The 20,410-nt window shown below is 50.7% G+C and carries 13 protein-coding genes; 6 read left to right on the plus strand and 7 right to left on the minus strand.

The genetic code is table 11. The annotated features are described in order from the left end of the window. Nucleotides 1–12 precede the first annotated feature (12 nt). The 3 genes from ACO0LC_RS08610 to ACO0LC_RS08620 are packed head-to-tail and all read right to left on the minus strand — an operon-like array spanning nt 13 to nt 7,174. Nucleotides 13–3,186, minus strand: coding sequence for a filamentous hemagglutinin N-terminal domain-containing protein (locus ACO0LC_RS08610; RefSeq protein WP_423002243.1), 3,174 nt, complete (start codon nt 3,184–3,186; stop codon nt 13–15). After that, a complete protein-coding gene (locus tag ACO0LC_RS08615; RefSeq protein WP_423002244.1) occupies nt 3,183–5,513 on the minus strand; it encodes a CHAT domain-containing protein in 2,331 nt (776 codons plus the stop codon). Before ACO0LC_RS08615 ends, ACO0LC_RS08610 begins: the two co-directional genes overlap by 4 nt. An 11-nt stretch (nt 5,514–5,524) precedes the next feature. After that, nucleotides 5,525–7,174, minus strand: a complete 1,650-nt coding sequence (locus tag ACO0LC_RS08620) for a ShlB/FhaC/HecB family hemolysin secretion/activation protein (RefSeq protein ID WP_423002245.1) — start codon at nt 7,172–7,174, stop codon at nt 5,525–5,527. A 297-nt stretch (nt 7,175–7,471) separates the two neighbouring features. Here ACO0LC_RS08620 and ACO0LC_RS08625 point away from each other — a divergent pair, with 297 nt between their 5' ends. Together ACO0LC_RS08625 and ACO0LC_RS08630 are read left to right on the plus strand one after the other, a co-directional pair. Continuing rightward, nucleotides 7,472–7,849, plus strand: a complete 378-nt coding sequence (locus ACO0LC_RS08625; protein ID WP_423002246.1) for a GFA family protein — start codon at nt 7,472–7,474, stop codon at nt 7,847–7,849. Between the two features lie 51 nt (nt 7,850–7,900). Next, nucleotides 7,901–8,542, plus strand: a complete 642-nt coding sequence (locus ACO0LC_RS08630; RefSeq protein WP_423002247.1) for a LysE family translocator — start codon at nt 7,901–7,903, stop codon at nt 8,540–8,542. Nucleotides 8,543–8,586: 44 nt separating this feature from the next. Here the strand turns inward: ACO0LC_RS08630 and ACO0LC_RS08635 are convergent, their stop codons facing one another. The 4 genes from ACO0LC_RS08635 to nirB form a co-directional block, all read right to left on the minus strand. Beyond that, the gene (locus ACO0LC_RS08635) at nt 8,587–8,778 is read right to left on the minus strand and encodes a hypothetical protein (protein ID WP_423002248.1); all 192 of its coding nucleotides are present in this window, start codon (nt 8,776–8,778) and stop codon (nt 8,587–8,589) included. 141 nt (nt 8,779–8,919) lie between these two features. Next, complete coding sequence (locus tag ACO0LC_RS08640; protein ID WP_423002249.1) at nt 8,920–11,691, minus strand: molybdopterin-dependent oxidoreductase; 2,772 nt, start codon at nt 11,689–11,691, stop codon at nt 8,920–8,922. 57 nt (nt 11,692–11,748) lie between these two features. Then, nucleotides 11,749–12,093 carry a nitrite reductase small subunit NirD gene (nirD, locus tag ACO0LC_RS08645; protein WP_423002250.1) on the minus strand — a complete coding sequence of 115 codons (345 nt, stop codon included), beginning with the start codon at nt 12,091–12,093 and terminating at the stop codon, nt 11,749–11,751. 24 nt (nt 12,094–12,117) lie between these two features. Further along, nucleotides 12,118–14,547, minus strand: coding sequence for a nitrite reductase large subunit NirB (gene nirB / locus ACO0LC_RS08650; protein ID WP_423002251.1), 2,430 nt, complete (start codon nt 14,545–14,547; stop codon nt 12,118–12,120). A 371-nt stretch (nt 14,548–14,918) separates the two neighbouring features. Between nirB and ACO0LC_RS08655 the strand changes: the two genes are divergently transcribed. The 4 genes from ACO0LC_RS08655 (at nt 14,919) to ACO0LC_RS08670 (ending at nt 20,367) form a co-directional block, all read left to right on the plus strand. Next, nucleotides 14,919–16,133, plus strand: a complete 1,215-nt coding sequence (locus ACO0LC_RS08655; RefSeq protein ID WP_423002252.1) for a nitrate/nitrite transporter — start codon at nt 14,919–14,921, stop codon at nt 16,131–16,133. Nucleotides 16,134–16,143: 10 nt separating this feature from the next. Beyond that, a complete protein-coding gene (locus tag ACO0LC_RS08660) occupies nt 16,144–17,856 on the plus strand; it encodes a protein kinase domain-containing protein (protein WP_423002253.1) in 1,713 nt (570 codons plus the stop codon). A gap of 545 nt (nt 17,857–18,401) precedes the next feature. Next, nucleotides 18,402–19,187 carry a histidine kinase gene (locus tag ACO0LC_RS08665; protein ID WP_423002254.1) on the plus strand — a complete coding sequence of 262 codons (786 nt, stop codon included), beginning with the start codon at nt 18,402–18,404 and terminating at the stop codon, nt 19,185–19,187. Beyond that, nucleotides 19,180–20,367, plus strand: a complete 1,188-nt coding sequence (locus ACO0LC_RS08670) for a sensor histidine kinase (RefSeq protein ID WP_423002255.1) — start codon at nt 19,180–19,182, stop codon at nt 20,365–20,367. Before ACO0LC_RS08665 ends, ACO0LC_RS08670 begins: the two co-directional genes overlap by 8 nt. Nucleotides 20,368–20,410 lie beyond the last annotated feature (43 nt).

Here is a 20,410-nt window from a genome sequence, read left to right on the forward strand (position 1 = left end):
TCAGAATAATAATCAAGGTTTCAACAAACCCGTGGCGCTGGGCAATACACCCCCACGTCCCACGCTACTTAAAGAACTGCCGTTGCCTATCCGGCACAAATCCGTCAGCAAATCACCCAGGTCATTTGGCTGCGCAGTCAAGTTCAAGAGGCTGGCAGAAAAATCAACTTGCGGGCTACTCAGCCTGATGACACCGTTGACGCCATCAGGCGCAGCAGCCTGTATCAGGTTCTTGCCGCTGCCATCAAATTTTTGTGGCGATCCACCTAGTACCAGTTGGTTGCCACTGGCTATCGTTGCATCAACTTGTATATTCACATTGCCACCACTGGCGGCCATGGCTGCAGTATTTGCCTGCACAAAACCACTACGCAATACCAGCGCCGGCGCAGTTATACGGATATCACCGCCATTTCCAGCCTGCACACCTGTCACCGAGGTAGTGATTTGCGAGCGGTCAAGCACCAGTGGGCCACTGCCCTTGATCACGATGGCCCCGCCATTGCCATCCAATGCGCTGGTGTTGATGCTACTACCTCTTGCCTGCAAACGATTGGCATAGCTGATCTGTATATCACTGGCCGCCACGTTGCCACTGGCAGAAGCTGTGATCTGTGCCTGCTGTAACTTGATCTCAGGTGCATCAACAGTCAGCAAGGTTTTAGCTGGCAGTTTATCAGTACTGAGCCGGGCTGCATTGCTTATGGACAGCAAGCCTTGCTCCATGCTCAGGCTCTCGCTGGCCTTGATATTGATATTGCCAGTATAGCCGCTGGATGCAGCACCAGCTTCGGAACTGATGACGGCATTGCTGGCGATGCTGATCTTTGCTGCACTGACATACACTTCACCAGCCTTGCCTTTGGCATAGGCTGAGGATGAAATTTGTGCCGCATTACTCATTTGCAGTTGATTTGCAGTGACATTCACCATGCCAGCATTACCCACCGAGCTGCTGGTGTATTCATCGCCCGCATTGGCACTGCTGAATATACCGGTATTCAATGCCTTGACATTGCCATCCTCATCCTTGACTGGATTGCTAAGCTTGCCATCAAGCGTGATGCTGGCTGCATTCACTTTCACAGCGCCAGCTGAGCCCGTAGTCGAACTGATGGTGGAAGTCGATATCTGCCCACCATCCTTGAGCAGCAGACTGGAAATCACATTCACATCGACGTTGCCGGCATTGCCCAAGGCCTGCGTACCTGCGTCACTATAGATGCCTGTTGCCATGCCCTTGCCATCAATAGTCAGGCTGGCAGTGTCGATATTGACGCTACCGGCATTGCCTGAAAAGCGCGTGGCTGAAGAAATTCTTGCGCCGCTTTGCATTTGCAAAGCAAAATTGGCTTTGACTGCAATATTACCTGCATTACCTGCACCCACAGTTTCAGCCAGGATACCGCTGTGCTCACCGTCCATGGCCAGGGTATTGGTAACGACGGCGATAGCACCGCTATTGCCGCGCGTATAAGTCGTCGATGAGATACGGCCACCATCTATCATGGATAATTTGTCGGCGATGCTGACATCAATATCACCGCCATTTCCACCGCGAAAATTGGCAGACGTACGAAAATCCCCGGCATCGCTATAAATACCCGCTTCCAATCCCTTGCCGTCTATATTCAGGCTATTACCGACAAACTTGATCTTGCCAGCCTGCCCTGTGCCGAATGCCGACGTGGCAATGCCGCCTTCAGAAAAAATATTGGTGGCACCACTGACAGTCACGTTGAGGTTGCCAGCATTGCCTGAACTACTGGCTATGCTATTAATGCCAGTAGACACTGCATTGCCATCAATCAGCAATTCTGCCGCATTGACTTTCACTTCCCCACCCTGCCCTGCTGCATAGGTGGCAGTCGATATCTGCGCGCTATTCAAAATACTCAATTTACCCCTGGCATAGACTTCGATATTGCCTGCATTGCCAGTACCGTTATTGGTCGTGCTCAGCAGGCCAGTAGATGGACCATTCGCATCAGCACCATCCAGTAAAACTTCGTTGGCACTGACACGCACATTACCGCCGTTTCCCGAGGTATAGGTCGACGATGACACGAGAGCACCATTCAAGACGGCCAATTTCCCCGCCACATTGATGTCAATATTACCTGCATTACCTGTGGCTTGATTGGCCTGGCTATAGATGCCGCTGACATTGCCCTGTCCATCCATGATGACAACACCGGCATCCAGCTTGATGGAACCGGCATTGCCAGCACTGTAAGTTGAAGTGGAAATGCGGCCACCATTTTGTATGCTGAGTTGCTGACTGGCAGCGATCAAAATATCGCCAGACTTGGCACTCCCCTCTTTGGCATTGCTGAAAATGCCAGTATCCTGGCGGCTATCCTGTTTATCGATCAATATCTGCCCTGCCTGCACCCGCACTTGATTACCATCGACATTGCCACTGACAGAAGCATTGATACTGCCACCGTTCAGTATACTCAAGCTGCCATCGGCTTTAGGCAAATCGCCATTAAAGCCAACTTCGAGTTTGTTCTTGCCAGTGGCGATCAGGCGCACAGTCGCACCAGGGGCAAGCACCGTGGCATCATTGATAGCGATATCACCTGCGGAAAGTGTCAATGCCTGCTGGGCACGCAGACTCAGATTTGCACCATCCCTGATTTCCAGCGAGGCTGAATTATTTCCTAAAAAACCAAAAGCTTCAGGAGCTGCAGCGGACAAAGTGCTAGCCTTTGCGGTGTCGACATAAAAATTACCATCGGCGAATTTCACATAATCTGCCGTGCTGATATGTAAACCAGCAGGCACATCGACAGCTGCGCCCGCACCAAAAATCACGCCTGCAGGATTGATAAAATAAAAATGCGGCTGACTCCCAGGAGCAGCACTTAACTTCAACAGGCCATTGATAGTCGATGCGCTGCCGCCAGTGACACGGGCAATCACATTTTGCAGGGAGGTAGTCGTTGTAAAATTAGCCGACTCACCACTCTCTATACTGAAGTTCTTGAAACTATGGAATAAATTGCCGCCTTTGGTCGTACCCAGGCTTTGCGGAATTACAAAATTACCACTCAGATTTTGCACGGCACCGACCGTGCCATCGGTACTGGCACCTGCCCAGGCGAGTGCGGACATGTTTCCCAATGACAGCAAGACACTTATTCTGAGCAAGCTCATGGAATGTAAATGAACCTTGGTCATAACCAGCTCCCTACCATGATGAACGGTGCCCAATAAAAAGGATGATTGAAGTTACTATTTTTCATCAAGGTCAGCTGGGCTTTTTGCAATGCCTGTGCCTTGCTGGTCGCTGGCTCTGCCAGATTACGATAAAACTGCCCCATCAAGAGGGTAGCAGCATCATCGGAAACCGGCCAAAGCGAACCCAGGGCACTCTTTGCCCTGGCTTTCAAGGCAGCGCCGCTCAAGCCCAGCGGTGCCCTGTCATCGCCTTCCGCAGTTTCACATGCAGACAGGGTCAACAATTCCAGTTCCTGGCTTTTCATGCTGCCAGCCCTCAAAAATAGCTGCAGATTATCCATGGTAATCACATCATCATGGGCCATCACAAAAGTCGTATCTGCCGTGCCACCAAAGACCCCGTGTGAAGCAATATGCACAATCTGATAATCCCCGGTTTTAACTTTCTGACTAAACGCTGCCACGGTAAAGCCGGCATTCAACAAGGTCTGGCTGCTGGTCAGTTTTTCCAGTGTATGAATTTCTTCATTGACGCCAGCCAGTGCCAGCATTTGTTGTAATTGCTGATGTTGTTCCGGCTTACTGATGGAAAGCTGGCTCAGTTTGCCACTCATGCTGCTGTCTGCAGGCTTGGGGATATTACGCAAGCTTCGGGTCAGCACGGCTCTGGCGACTTGTCGCCCATTCATGCTGGCCGCCTGCTGGTTGGCATTCAATAATTGCTCGACCATGGCGTTCGGCAATTTATCCACCACCGTTCCTGGTTCACTCATGCCCGCCAGCAGAGTCTTGAAAGCTGCATCATGATGGGCGCGGGCATTGGTATTGGTCAGGCTCAATGCCGGTACTACAGCGATGGCATATTTTTCTATGGCAAAGCGCTGGCCATCATGCAGGGCGGCGAAGGGCAATAAGCGCAAGACACCATCAGGAACAATCACCAGGGTATGTATGCCTTGCTGCGTCAATTCAGCATCGACCGGCGTCAACAAGGCTTGATACAGGCGTTTTGCCTGAGGCTGAAAGGACAGATTATCTTTCAGGGTATTACCAAAATCAATGACATCCGCCCGCAACTTTGTGGCAGACATGGGCAAGCTTTGGCGATACATGCCTGAGCTGGTTTCCAGCAAGAGTTCCAAACGGTCTGGCAAGATAATCGGATACAGTATCGCGGTATCACTGGCAAGCACGGTACTTTTACGATTCGCCCTGGCGGTTTCGACCGCGCAACGGTCGCCCAGATAATCTTGCAATTCAGTTTGTTTGAGCAATTCCAGAACGTCGCGGGCACGGCGCAATTGCGCATTTTTTTGCATACCCTCAAGTTGAGCTGAAGTTTGCAATAGCAAATCTGCCAGTCCAAGGTAAACTGGTTCCAGGGTTTCACGGAAAGAAGAGCGACCATCCTGGTATTCAACCGGTATATCAACCCGTATGGCTTCTATATGCTCCAGTGCTCTCTGGTAGGCAGCAATTGCCCCGGCCGTGTTTGCCTGCGCCCGCAAGACGCGGCCATGACGCCATTCTATATTGATAAGCAAATCATGCGCTTCCTGTCCTTGTGCAGTCAGTAGCGCCTGATCTGTCAGAGCCAGGACATCGGTTAAGCGGCCAGCATCTTCATACATTTGCGCGAGTTGGTCCAGTGCCTCCAACTGCAATCGCGCCTGTCCTGGCCTAAGGCTCAAGACACGTGCATGTTCAAACGCCAGGAAAGCCAGGGCTAGCCCGGTATTGCCCAATGACCTGGCTTGCGCGCCGAGATTGATGCTATAGCGCGCCGCTTGCTGAACATCTTTCAGTTGCTGTAAACGCTGCCACAATGCTTGCAGGTTTTTCAATTGCTCAGCAGTAGTCGTCTTTTTGACTGTCAGCTTGTTCTGGTTGAGACTGGCACTGATGGCAATTGCCGCATTATCACCCGCCAGTTTGAAGGCAGCATTGTAATAATAAGCTGCCTGCTCCGTATGCCCCTGTTGCTGTTGCCAGTTACCAAAATCGATGGCGTAACCAGCTTTATCCAGCTTATCGTCTGCATTATCAAAGGCAAAGCTTAAATAAGCTTCTGCCTTGCTTGCCTGATGTATTTGCACATAGCTCTGTGCCAGGGCAGAGGCAGCTTTGACTTTATCGCCATTTTTTTCTGCCTTGGCATAAGCCGTTTGCAACAGATTCAAAGCCTGATTGTAATTGCCATTTGCACAGTCACGCAGGCCCTGATCCAGCGTACTTTCACTGGCAAAAGCACTTGAACTGAAGCAGCAAAACACCAGCAAGTTCAATGTCAGCATGCGTATACCAGGCGACGCAAATTTCATAGTCATGGGTCGCATTCTCAAAATAAATGGTAAGTCAATTGGAAATGCAGGCCGTGGTCTTGCAAATTGCCGCCGCTTTGCCCTGGCAAGTTGACGAGTTTCTTTGCCAGGAAAATATCTGCACTCCAATTCTGACTACGCCAGTTCAAACCTGCACCCAGTGAAGCTAATCGCTGGGCAGACTCATCTTTATTGCTGGCGCTGGCCATATCGGTAAAGGCAATTAGCTTGAACTGTTGCCCAGCATCTTGCCAGACAGGTAAAGGATAATGATATTCAAGATTGACCAACCAGGCACGGTCACGCACCACGGCATTTTCCCGGTAGCCGCGCACAGTGGCTACCCCGCCAAGAGAAAAGCGTTCCAGCGGTAATAAGCGATCTGGCGTCTGTTGCGCCGAGGCTCGCAAGATTATTTGCTGGCCTGCTGGCTCCAAATTCTTGACATATTGCAGTTGCCCGGTCCAGATACGATAATGTTGAGCGGGCACTTGCGTGTCGTTTTCATTACTGACTATGTTATTGCGTCCAAAGGCAAATATGCTGCGCATGGCCAGGGCTTGGGTTTCCCAGCGCTCTGTCCATTCCTGGGAGAAGCGAAGCACCTTGGTTTTGGAATAACCGTCTGGCTCACCCGGCGTAAATGAAAACGCCTCGTCCAGCAAACTGGTCTGGCTGTCGCGCTGGCTGTAGCTCAAGCCCAGCTCAAGCTTCCTTTGCAAGCGATTGATCAGCGCATGGCTGATGCCCAGTTCATAGCCTGAACTGCGGCTTTTGATATCCACCGCCGCCAGGGATTCACCAACTACAGAAGAACTGCCCTGGTCCAGACTCAGCCTGACACTGGTGCCCAGGCTATTTACCGGCATGGTCCAGCCCAAATGCACAGGGTCGGCCCCTTCACTATGGGCCAGACTAGCTTCCAGATAATCGCCATAGCCAATCAAATTGCGTATCCAGCCATTCACACCCAGCACTTCCGAACCTATCGAAGGCGCACGGTAATTATTTGCATACAAGCTCATACCATAAGCTTTGGCCCGCACCACATCGATATCCAGTATGGCCATGCCCGGCTGCTCACCGGGGATAATGCGACTATTGATTTTTTCAAATAGCGGGTCCGTCAACAGGAGTTGAAAACGCTGTTGCAAGACAGGCATGTTAAAGGTTTCACCTTCAGCAACCAGGCGTTTTTGCAGATAAGCCGGTCGCAAATTAGCTTCGCCCCTGATTCTCACTTCTGTGATGCGCCCTTCTATCAGGCGGATAGGTACTATGCCTGCTGGAAAAGGCTCTGTCCCCTCTGCCACTTGCAATACTGCACCAGAGTTCAGGTAACCACGTTCTACATACAAACGCGTGATACGGGTGCGTAACTCTTCCAGTTCAGCATAACTGAGAGGTTTACCCAGATAGACTTGTGTCATCTCTTGCAATTCTGCATTGCTGATTACTACATTGCCACTAAATTGAAATTCCCTGACCAGGACATCCCTGCTCTTTGCCTGCACAGCGGGCAAATTGAAGGCAGGTAAATCTGCTGCAAGCAAGGATCCTGGCGCCAGCCAGGCCAACGCCAGGCAAACAGCCATCAGCCTGGGCCGCGAGACTATACAATTTCTTGCATGATAATGAGCGGGCGCGGTCTGAAGAATAGTAGACATGAATTGGATGGGTAAATAGATGAAGCAAGCGGGTTGCGAGCCAGACTGGCAACACTGACCCGGCATGATAAGTCCATTGCCAATTCATTACAACGATACCAAGGTATGGCTTACATTTGGACACATCTGAAACAGTGGTCTCTAGCTTTACCGTCAAGCCGGGTTCCCCCTACAAGAATTGTCATGGTAAAACTCCCATGTCAGCACAGCCGCAGGCAGTAAATTGTACCGGTACAGCCACACTGCACTCATCTAAGATGATGCAAACAAGAATGACGCCAATAACAAGGATTCCAAATGCAAGCACCCAACACGCGCCCCACGCAAAAATATCAGGGTAGTTGCCAGTGCGGAGCGATACGCTTCGAAATAGAAACTGACTTTCCTGAACTGACTATGTGCGACTGCTCGATATGCCGTCGCAAGAATGCCTTGATGGTCAAGGTACATGAAAGCCATTTCACATTATTGACTGGCGCAGAGTCTTTGAGTGAGTATCAATTCAATAGCCACACTGCACATCATTATTTTTGCAAGACATGTGGAATTTATCCTTTCCATCGCAAGCGTGTCACGCCGGATAATTTTGGCATCAATGTGCATTGTCTGGAAAACTTTGATCCGGCGGACATCCCTGTACGCCAGGCGAAAGGCTCAACAATGTCCCAAGTATGATGCAATTATCAAGCACTGATGATTTCTTGACTAAAAAACAGGATACCAACCATGCAAACCCAGACCCTGCTTGGCTTTACCATGATAGCCGGACTCTCCATACTTAGCCCTGGTCCGGCCATATTATTATCCCTGAAAAATGGTGCCAGCTATGGCGTACGCGCTGTCATGTGGTCCGCTTTGGGTAATATCAGCGGCGTCTTTTTCCTGTCAACGACCGCATTTCTGGGACTAGGGGCTTTGCTGAATTCGTCTGCCGTCCTGTTTGCCGCCGTCAAAACCATAGGCGCACTGTATTTGTTTTATATAGGTGCAAAACAATTATTTGGCAAAGATAATGCACTACTGCCACGAGAGATGGATGCTGGCGAAAATCAGCAACCAGCCAGGAAGAAATTGTTTGCTGAAGCTTTTCTGACTGCTGCCACCAACCCCAAGGCATTGATGTTTTTTACCGCCCTGTTCCCTCATTTCATCAATGCCAGCGAAGCACTGGCACCACAGTTTTTTGCCCTGATGGCTATTTTCATGAGTCTGGCTTACCTGACGCATTTGATGTATGCACAACTGGCAGCACGCGCCACGCATGTACTGGTCAAGCCGCATTTTGTGAAATGGATAAACCGCGTGGTTGGTGCTGCCTTTATTTCGTTTGGGGCGATGCTCCTGAGTTTGCGCAGACAAACAGTCTGAAGGTCTGAGGGTTCAAGCAGATAAAATCTTTTCCATGAAGACGCTCAGGGGGTCTTCATGATAATCGCCAAAAGCAGCCCACTCGGCGTAACCGAGGCGAAAATACAGGCCTGGTGCTCGGGTTGTCTGATGCCTGTTTCCAGTCGGGCAACATGGACATCCTGGTCGAGCAAATGGTCTTCTAGTGCACGCATGATGTGCTTGGACAAACCACTGCCACGGAATTCGTCTGGCACAAATACGTGCTTGACTTCTCCATAACTTAGCTGCTCATCGTCATCAATTACTCTCTGCCGGATATAAGTTACGCATATAAGCATCAGACATGACAATGAGCTTGCCTGCAGCCTCTGAAGCCGGGTCTATTTTTTCTATCTTCATGCTGTTAGTGGTTTTTTTTCTTGCATATTAAAACTGATCATCTTCTTAAGTTCCGGTACACAAGAACCACAGTTTGTTCCACATTTGAGCTTACCCTGCAAACCAGTCAATATATCGACGGGCAAGCCATCCATACCTGCAAGTGCCTTATTGATTTCGGTATCCGTCACATTCAGGCAACTGCACACCACTTTGCCACGGGCTGTAAAACCCTGCGGTGCGGTGGTGCTAGGCATCAGCAGGAGACGCCCCAGTCTGGCGACTGGTTCCTGTGCCTGCAGGAAGTCCTTGAGCCAGTTTTCAGCAGACACATCTCCCGCCAGTGCCACGGCAGCCAGGCTGCCTTCTTTCACCAGGATATGACGCGAAACACTGCGGCGCTTGTCGTCATAACGCAAGACATCCACACCCTTTATACCAAAAATCTTTTCGATTTTTTCCAGTACTTCATTTGTTACCGCTTCTTCATTGGCTGCGCGAAAAATCACCCCCACCTTGTCGCGACCAAATGGTGTGCAGGATGCATAGGCAAACTCGCGCATATAAGGGCGCAAGGCAGCCTGGATACTATAAGCATCGTCACTATCCAGCCAGGCAAACACGACAAAACGCCAGGGCAATTCTGCTTTCAGAATCTTGACGGCGGCGGCTTTCAGTTCCGGTTGTTTTGAGCTGGGATCGATTGCCGGTGAGGTCAGGGCATTCACACCATAGCTGGCATTCTGTGCATGACCACGGCCAGATACATATTCCTCCCCCCAGTGCATGGCGACGAAAACCTGACCGGCGCGCTGCTCATCACTTTCGACTACTGGCAAAATGACAGTGCCACGGCGGCTGCTGACGTGCACCAGATCACCCGCTTTCAAAAAGCGTCTTTGCATATCAGTCGCTTCCATGCAAAGGCCAGGCTCTGCCACGTGGGCAAACAACTGCGCAACAGTACCGGTGCGGCTCATGCCGTGCCATTGATCGCGCAGGCGACCAGTATTCAATGAGAATGGGTAGCGTGCATCGACTGCGTCCTTGACAGGCTGATACATGGTATTGACGAAACGTGCGCGACCATTTGGTGTAGGGAAGATACCATCTTCATACAAACGCTGTTTGCCAATGCTGGCACCAGCCGGATACGGCCATTGCTGGGGCCCCTGCTGCTCGAGTATCGCGTAAGACAAGCCGGTGATGTCCAGGTCACGGCCACGGGTGCTGTCGCGGTGTTCGTTCCAGACTTGCTCATCGCTGTCGTACTTGAAGTTGACAGGTGACTTGCCCAGCAAAGGGGCCAGTACCTGGGCAAACTGACTGGCGATTTGCCAGTCGTGTTTTGCCTCACCAGGAGCGGGTATGACGGGGCGCACTCGGGATATGCGGCGCTCTGAATTGGTAACGGTGCCTGTCTTCTCGGCCCAGGTGCTGGCTGGCAAAAGGATGTCAGCATACGGCACGGTGGCCGTACTGGCATAGGCTTCCTGCACGATGACAAGCTCGGCTTTTTGCAGGGCTTCGCGTATCAGGTTTTGCTCGGGCATGGATTGCGCCGGATTGGTACAGACTATCCAGATGATCCTGATTTCACCCTGTCTTACTGCTTCAAACATCTCCACTGCGGTTTTTCCTGGTGAAGCTGGCACATCAGCTACGCCCCAGTAAGCAGCAATTTCTGCGCGATGTTCAGCATTGGCAAGGTCGCGGTGCCCCGACATCAGATTGGCCATACCACCTACTTCACGCCCACCCATGGCGTTTGGTTGTCCAGTCAAAGAAAACGGCCCGGCACCCGGCTTGCCGATTTGATGGGTAGCCAGATGCAAATTGATCAGTGCTGCATTTTTTGCTGTCCCTGATGATGATTGATTCAAACCCTGGCAATACAGCGACAGGCTGGCTTTGGATAGTCCAAACCAGCGCGCAGCCTGCACCAGGTCAGCCTCCTTGATGCCACAGGTCTTGGCAACAGCCGCTGGCGTGTAATCACGCACGGTTTGCTTGAGCTCGGCAAAACCTTCGGTATGTTCCTGGATATAGGCAAGGTCTATCAGATCTTCCCACAGACACAGATGCAGCATACCATTGAACAGTGCTACATCAGTGCCGGGCAAAATAGGCAGGAATAAATCTGCTTCACGCGCGGTATCGGTACGGCGTGGATCAGCAACGATCACTTTCAGGTTAGGATTTTTCTCCCGGGCTTGTTCAATACGGCGATATAAGATGGGATGAGCATAGGCAGTATTCGAACCGACGATGAAAATGGCTTCTGCCAGGTCTATGTCTTCATAGCAGGTGGGTGGTGCATCGGCACCCAGGGTCTGCTTGTAACCAGCAACTGCACTGGACATGCACAGGCGGGAATTGCTGTCGATATTATTTGTGCCTATCAAGCCCTTGGCGAGTTTATTGAAGACATAATAGTCTTCCGTCAGCAACTGACCAGAAATATAAAACGCCACGCTGTCCGGACCATGCGTCTTGATGGTGTCGGCAAACTTGCCAGCCATGCTGGCTATGACGGCATCCCAGTCACTGCGTTGACGTATCTCTTCACGCATTAGCGGATCACGCATTTCAGGATACAGTGCCCTGACCTGCTGCTGTATTTTTGCATCTGCCGACAGATGCAAAGTGCTGCCCTTGCTGCACAGGCGGCCAAAATTGGCTGGATGTTCGGTGTCGCCACGCACACCCAGCACTTGCCTGCCATCGCTTTCTATCACTACACCGCAACCAACGCCGCAATAACAACAGGTAGATTTGGTTTCAGTCATACATGCCTTTAAGTGCACGCTGCATCACCATACTGAGCGGGATGCAGCGCATTTTTTCTATGCCTCTATTGCCAGTGTCGATAATTCATTCGCATCCAGATAGACCTGGTCTTCTTCCACTTTCAAGCTGAATTTTTGGGTGCAGCCCTCATCCGGTGAAATCGCGCAACCTGTGGGCAACTCTATATTCCAGTTATGCAAGGGACAGGCTACCCGCTCACCAAAGACTATGCCTTGTGACAAGGGCCCGCCCTTGTGCGGACATTTATCCAGCAGGGCGAATACCTTGTTTTCTGTATTCCTGAAGATAGCCACATCCGGCTTGGCCGCACGTGCAACCACGCGTGCACCCAGCACAGGGATATCTTCAACGCGACAAATAACTTGCCATTCCTGACTCATGTTTTTTCCTCTCAAAAAATGGCGTTATGCTGGCAAGCGTTCGAATTGACGCGTATCGACCTGGGCTTTTTCTGGTTCATGCCATGGATCAGATTCGCCTTCCAATGCAAACAGCAGACGTTGATACAAGTCCTTGCGGCGTTCGTGGTCTTCCAATATGATTTTCTTCACATAATCAAGGCCGACGCGGGCGAGATAATGCACGGTGCGTTCCAGGTACCAGCCTTCTTCACGGTATAACTGCAAGAAGGCACCGGTATATTCCATGACTTCTTCATGGGTTTTCAGTTTGACCAGGAATTGTGCGACTTCAGTTTTGATACCGCCATTGCCACCGACATAAATTTCCCAACCAGAATCGACACCGATGACACCAACGTCCTTGATACCTGCCTCGGCACAATTGCGCGGACAACCGGATACGGCCAATTTGACCTTGTGAGGGGCATACATGCGCGCCAGTTCACGTTCTAGCTGTTGCCCCATGAGTGTCGAATTTTGTGTGCCGAAACGGCACCATTCACTACCCACACAAGTTTTTACAGTACGCAGACCTTTGGCATACGCCAGGCCAGATGGCATGCCCAGATCTTGCCAGACAGCGCGCAAGTCTTCTTTCTTCACGCCCAGCAAGTCAATGCGTTGGCCACCAGTGACCTTGACGGTCGGTATCTTGAATTTATCGACGACGTCAGCAATCCTGCGCAATTCGCTGGCATTGGTTTCACCGCCCCACATACGCGGGATGACGGAATAAGTACCATCCTTCTGGATGTTTGCGTGTGAGCGCTCATTGATGAAGCGCGATTGCGGATCATCCTTGGCTTCACGCGGCCAGGTAGAAATCAGATAGTAGTTAATGGCTGGGCGGCAGCTGGAGCAACCATTAGGTGTGCGCCATTCCATGAATTCCTGTACGCCTGCAACGGTCAGCAACTTATTGACCTTGATGGCATCGCGCACTTGCTGATGGCTATGATCGGTGCAAGCGCACATGGGTTTGACCTTGGACGCTGTCGAATAATCACCACCCGCAGTAAACATGATGATTTGTTCTACCAGCCCTGTACAGGAACCACAGGATGCCGATGCCTTGGTATGCTTGCGCACATCGTCCAGCGTGAACAGACCTTTTTCCTTGATGGCCTTGACGATGGTGCCTTTGCAGACACCGTTACAACCGCAGACCTCGGCTTCATCCGGCATGGCAGCCGCCTTGGTGTGGCCTTCGTGACCAACGTCACCGGTATTTGACTCACCAAACATCAATGAGTCACGGATTTCAGAAATATTCTTGCCTTCGCGCAGTAGTTTGAAGTACCAACTGCCATCGACAGTATCGCCATACAGGCAAGCACCAATCAGCTTGTCATCCTTGACGACGAGCTTCTTGTACACACCACCTATGGGGTCAGACAAAATAATCTCTTCCGTATCTTTGCCCCCCATGAATTCACCAGCGGAAAACAAGTCTATGCCTGTCACTTTCAATTTGGTGGAGGTGACTGAACCCTGGTAACGGCCTATGCCAAAATTGGCCAGGTGATTGGCGCAGACCTTGGCCATTTCAAACAAAGGGGCAACCAGGCCATACACCGTGCCACGATGGTTAACACATTCGCCGACAGAGTAAATGCGCGGGTCATAAGTCTGCATGGTGTCATTGACGATGATGCCGCGATTGCAGTACAGACCGGCAGATTCTGCCAGTGCTGTATTGGGGCGTATGCCAACGGCCATGACGATCAGTTGCGCAGGGATTTCCAGGCCATCAGTAAAGCGTATGGCTTTGACATGACCATCATCATCACCAATGATGGCTTCAGTATTTTTTTCGAGCAGAAAGTTCAGGCCGCGGTCTTCCAGGGATTTTTGCAGCATCTTGCCAGCAACGGGATCAAGCTGACGCTCCATGAGCCAGCCAGGTAAGTGCACGACAGAGACACTCATGCCACGCATTTTCAAACCATTGGCCGCTTCCAGCCCCAGCAGGCCACCACCAATAACGACAGCATGCGTATGCTTTTCTGCCGCCTCTATCATGGTATTGGTGTCGTAGATATCGCGATAGGCAATCACGCCCTTGAGGTCTTTGCCAGGTACAGGCAACATGAAAGGTGTAGAACCAGTCGCCAGCAACAGCCTGTCGTATTCAGTCTGGGTGCCGTCTTCGGCGATCACCAAACGGCGTGCCCTGTCTATCTTGACGATTCTTTTGCCTAGATGCAGGGTGATATTATTTTCTTCATACCAGTCCACGTCATTGAGCATGATGTCTTTGATGGTTTGCTCGCCGGCCAGTACTGGTGATAGCAGGATACGGTTGTAATTGGCATAGGGTTCTGCACCAAATACGGTAATGTCATACAGGTCGGGGGCGATCTTGATTAATTCTTCCAGGGTACGCACACCTGCCATACCATTCCCTACCATCACTAGCTTAAGTTTCTTCATGGCTGCTCCTTTGCTTGTCTCCCCAGCCTCTAAGCAAGAGCAATGCCAGTTCATTTTTGTAAGAGGGAAGACCTGCTTGTTTTTATAAGCCTGCACCAATTTGACTGCGCATTAATATGGTTTTCACTAAGAAAAACTGAGAAATTCCCCGCTGGCGGCAAGAGCAATGCCACTTCTTGAAGCATGTCTAGCAAATCTTCATGAACCTCATACAAAATCCCGCCATTCTGGTGCATTGCACCATTTAATTCAGATGACGCACAGTTTTCGCGCAGTAAGTTTTGTTTTTAATCACAAAGCAAGGCAAGGATATGCACATTTTGATGGCACGTCCCTTGCAAGTGGCATGCGTGTTCACTATTGGAGCGATCATGCAAAAAACATCTTTCTGGAAAGCCGGGCATACGCCCACCTTATTGGCATCCTTCTTTTATTTTGACCTTAGTTTCATGGTCTGGGTATTGTTGGGGCCACTCGCCATACAGATTTCCAAAGACCTGGGGCTGACTGCCGCCCAAAAAGGCCTGATCGTCGCCACCCCCTTATTAGCAGGGGCCTTGCTGCGCATCGTCATGGGTGTGCTGGTCGATCATTTAAAGCCCAAGAAAGCCGGTTTGATAGGCCAGATCGTAGTTCTTATAGGCTTATGCTGGGCATGGCTGGGTAATTTGCACAGCTATGAGCAACTGCTATTTCTTGGTGTGATTCTGGGTGTGGCTGGTTCTGCCTTTGCTGTAGCCTTGCCGCTGGCATCGCGCTGGTATCCGCCAGAACACCAGGGCACGGCTTTGGGAATAGCAGGTGCAGGCAATTCTGGCACTGCTTTTGCGGCCCTGTTTGCTCCAGCACTGGCAATCGCCTTTGGCTGGCAGAACGTGTTTGGCCTGGCGCTGATACCACTATTCATAGCACTGGCGGTTTATCTTATTTTCGCCAAGGATGCACCGGGCGATGCGCCTAGTAAATCCCTGACTGAATATCTGGCCGTATTAAAAGATAAAGACGCCTGGTGGTTCATGTTCTTTTATAGCGTGACCTTTGGCGGTTTTTCTGGCCTGGCCTCTTCCCTGACAATTTATTTCAATACTCAATATGGTTTGACGCCAGTGACAGCCGGTTACTTCACTGCCGCCTGCGTCTTTGCCGGTTCGCTGGTACGTCCTATGGGTGGCCGTATTGCTGACCGCATAGGCGGTATCAAAACCCTGTCTGTCATGTACACCATTGCTTCTGCCTTCCTGTTCATTGCAGCTACAGGTTTGCAATCAGCAAGCGCCGCTGTATGTGTCTTTGTGGTTGCCATGCTGGCACTGGGCACGGGCAATGGCGCGGTATTCCAACTGGTGCCCCAGCGCTTTCGTAAAGAGATGGGCGTCATGACGGGCCTGGTAGGCATGGCTGGTGGCATAGGCGGTTTTTACCTGGCTGCCAGCATGGGTTATTCACGCCAGATCACCGGCAGTTATCAGATAGGCTTGTCAATTTTCGCCAGTCTCGCCATTATCGCCCTGCTGGGTTTATCATTGGTCAAGAAACGCTGGCGCACGACCTGGGGCTCTGCTGCCATGACTACAGCAAAAATTTAATCAATCGCATATGCCTCTGACCGTCAGCACCGGACATCACAGCGTAGCCGGCTTACGCCCACGCAATGAAGACTTTGTCGGCATGGTCACGCCGGGTGAACCCGAGCTATCCTGCAAGGGCATGGTATTGGCAGTAGCCGATGGCGTCTCTGGCAATGAAGGTGGTCGGGAAGCGGCTGAATATGTAGTACGTGGCCTGCTCACCGATTACTATGCAACGCCTGACACCTGGGAAGTGACGACAGCACTCGACAAGGTGCTGGTCGCCATGAATAGCTGGGTGCAGCAGCAAGGCTCAGTCCGCCGTGAGCTGGCTGGCATGGCCACGACCATGACCTCACTGGTCTTGCGCGGGCGCATGTATTACAGCGCCCACGTGGGTGATACCCGCTGTTACCTGTTACGTGATGGCGTGCTGCAAAAACTGACCCAGGACCATGTTTGGGATAGGCCAGAAATGCAACATGTGCTGACCCGTGCCATCGGCCTGGACAATCACCTCGTCATCGATCATGGCATGGGTGAGCTGCGCGTCAATGATGTCTTTTTGCTGGCTTGTGATGGTATCTGGGCCAGCCTGACAGAATATGACCTGACAGATTTTTTGAAGCAGGTCAGCGCAGGCAAGCTGAGCAGTGAAGCTGCCTGCGAAGCTTTATGTGCAGCCGCATTGAAAGCGGGGTCGCAAGACAACTGCAGTGCAGTGATAGCACGCATAGACAGCTTGCCAGAAGGCGAGTTGCGCGATGCCATCAGCGAACTGCACACCCTGCCAGTACCAGCACGCATGAAACCAGGCCAGACCCTTGATGGCTATGCGATAGAAGAAGTCATGCATACCTCGCTGACGACGATACTGTATCGCGTCAGCGATATCTCTCATCACCGGCAACTGGTGTTAAAAACCCTGCATCCCGACAAGGCCAATGATGCACAGGAGCGCTCAGCCTTTGCGCATGAAGCATGGCTGGCCAAGCGCGTGGTAGCACGATTCTTCCCTCAGGTGATTACCCCCGATCAAAGAAATTACCTTTATTACCTATCAACCTGGCATGCGGGTGCATCCCTGCAACAGAGGCTGGAAGCTGGCCAGCATTTCACGATACCAGAAGCAGTCGCTTACGGTGGCAAGCTGGTACGCGCCATCGGTGCACTGCACAGGCGCAGCATCTTGCACAGGGATATCAAACCCGCCAATGTACATCTGGGAGATGATGATGAAATCCGCATCCTTGACCTGGGTGTAGCGCAATCCGGCTTTGACAGCCAGGATGGCCAGGGCAATGCCAGTCACAGCATGGCAGGCACCCCCTCATTTTTGGCACCTGAACAATTCCAGGGGGCGGCACCATCGCGCGCCACTGATCTGTATGCCACTGGCGTCACGCTTTACTATTTGCTGACGCGTCACTATCCTTATGGCGAAGTCGAGCCTTTCCAGCGACCCAAGTTTGGTGAAGCGGCATCACCAGGCCGTTATCGCCCCGATTTGCCACACTGGCTGGAAAATGTCTTGCTCAAGGCCGTGGCACGTGACGAAACTGAACGCTTTGAAACCGCAGAAGAATTTTTACTGGCGCTGGAACGTGGTGCCGCCCACCCTCTGCCTGCCCCACAGGCAAAACCCCTGGCACAACGCGACCCGCTAGCCACCTGGCGCTTGCTGGCTGTCTTGTCCATCGTCGCCAATGTGCTCATGTTGTATCTGTTAATTGCTCGCTAAAATCACTTACCTGAGTGAGCGATTCATCCCTGTTTTCAAGTGATTGATCCCTTTGGACTGTAATTCCAGGTGATTTCATGACATAGTCGGCAAGCACACATATCAATCTTGTTCTTTCTGGATGACCTCAGGCTAAAATAGGACTTGGGAGCACATCCAATTCCAACTGCTGCGATGAGTTTTAGTCGAACTCCAAGGGTGACCATGCATCATTTGCATTATTTTTGACTCACTTCATGATCCCTGAAAACAGAAAAAGCCAATCTCCATTCAGAAAGAGTTTGTTTTCCATTCCCATGGCTTGGGGACTGGTCATATTATTCTTCAGTCTTGCTCAATATGCAGACCTGTCAAAGACGATGCCTACACCATTTATTGAGGTGATGAGGCTCTCCACTATCTCTTTTCTGACATATATTCTGTTGAGCTTTATCCTGGCAATGGTGTTTGAGTATTTGCCAGAACACTGCCTACATGTAAAAAAACTGTTGTTATTGTATTTCCTGGTAATCTTGATCTTCCTGCCCCTTGAAGTCTGCTATGAAATGGCGACCACATATTATTTTGTCTTAAAGAAAAATCCGCCATCTGTATTGAACTTGCTGAACGACATGTCAGCCATGGGCTGGTGGTTATTGGGCTTTCAAGCCAGTGTTGCGTATTTCATGCAAGTCGCGGTGACATTTTGGCGACGCAGCCATGAACAAGCCAAGCGTACCCAAGAGTTACGTCAAAAAAATCTGATGCTTCGTCTGTCCTTGATGCAATGCCAGCTTGAACCTTATTTCCTGCTCAGCTCATTGGATGGCATAGGTAATCTTATTCGTGTGGCAGATCGCAGTCTTGCTACCACCGCCCTTGCCCGCCTTAGTGATCTACTGCGCTATGTATTGCGTTCTACCGGTAGTGAAAAACCCACTATGGCTGACGAGATAGGTTTTGCCAAAGCCTATTTGAGTTTGCAAGAATTGCGCTATGGCCAGCAGTTGCAAGTCAAATGGATGCTATCTGATCATGACTGGTCTGCGATTACTTGCCCGGCTCTATTACTACATGCTTTCCTGGAGCAGGCCTTGCTATGGTCAATTACTCTAAAGCAGGAAAAACATATCTTGCTGGCCAACCTGACATTGGCAGATGATGTGCTCAATTTCTGCGTCCTCCTCAAACTGGAAAACGCAACAAGACAAACTGACATGATACAAATTGTTGAAGTGAAAGAAAGACTGGATATTTTATATGCTGGCGTAGCCAGCCTGGAATTGACGCAAGACCCTGGGCAAATAAGCCTTGCCATGAGCATCCCTTCAAAGGATTTACAAGATGGATAGCCAAACCTTGCCAGTCATTGCAGCTTCGAATCAGGATCGCGAATCTGCGCCCGGGAAACCCTGGCCCGATGAAATGACCTACTCACCTATCTGGGAAGCAAAGAACAAGGCCACTTATCTGAATTTGGGATTCACGCTATTGTGCTGGTTACTGATTGCCAGCCTGCATGCCCTGGCCTTTTACAAAGACACATTACGCGATCCGACAACTGCAAATATTTTACTTGAATATGCATCGATACTACCCGGTTACATTTTGCTGGCAACGTTAAGCTGTACCTTTGCGGTTGTGTTATCAAAAAACACTGGCATCCTGCTAAAACCCAGAAACATACTTGCTGTATGTAGCCTGACTTTATTACTGGGCTTGCCAATCTTGACTGCCCTGGCCCTGTCTATGGAAACCCTGGTCGCACATCATGACTTGGCTGGTTTCAAGTTTGGTATCAACAAAAGGTCTGGTTTTGCCTATTTCATAGATACAACACTCTTATTGTTTGCCTATCTGATGCAGGCTGCCTTTGCTTTCTGGATCAAGGTGCAGGCAGAAGGTCAAGCTTATTCCCTGCAAAATAACGAAAGTCTAGCACTGCGACTGCGCCTCCTGCAGGGGCAGTTAAAACCACATTTTTTATTCAATGCACTCAATAGTATCAGTGCGCTGGTCAGAACAGCCGACCGCGAACTGGCTTCTGACGCACTGGAAAAACTCAGTGCATTATTGCGCTACGTATTACACTCAAGCAAACATGAGTGGTTGAGTGTGTCAGACGAGATCAACTTCACCAAAGCCTATCTGGACATGCAAATGCTACGCTATGGCGAGCGCACCAGCATCACCTGGCATCTGGCAAACGTGCCATGGGAAAAACTCGCATGCCCACCTCTGCTATTTCAACCTTTGGTAGAAAATGCCATCCATCATGGCGTAGAGCAAAATCACGAAATTTGCCACATACAAATTAACTTGCTGCAAAGAGGCGATATACTGGAGTTTCACATCACCAGCCCGGTTTTCAAGCAAGGCTGTAGTAAAAAAGGTCATGGCCTGGGCTTATCCGCAAGCACGGACAGGCTGGCCATCCTTTACGGACAACGGGCAGCCCTGAGAACCGAAGCCAGCACAGATCGTTATACGGCAACATTGGAATTTCCCTTGCGATTTTTGCAGCCTGCATGAAATACTCCAGCTCCTGCCCCTAACCACATTCTCTGACTATCTG

Origin of the sequence: Undibacterium sp. JH2W, assembly GCF_049340425.1 — a bacterium.
Classification (GTDB): Bacteria; Pseudomonadota; Gammaproteobacteria; order Burkholderiales; family Burkholderiaceae_D; genus Undibacterium.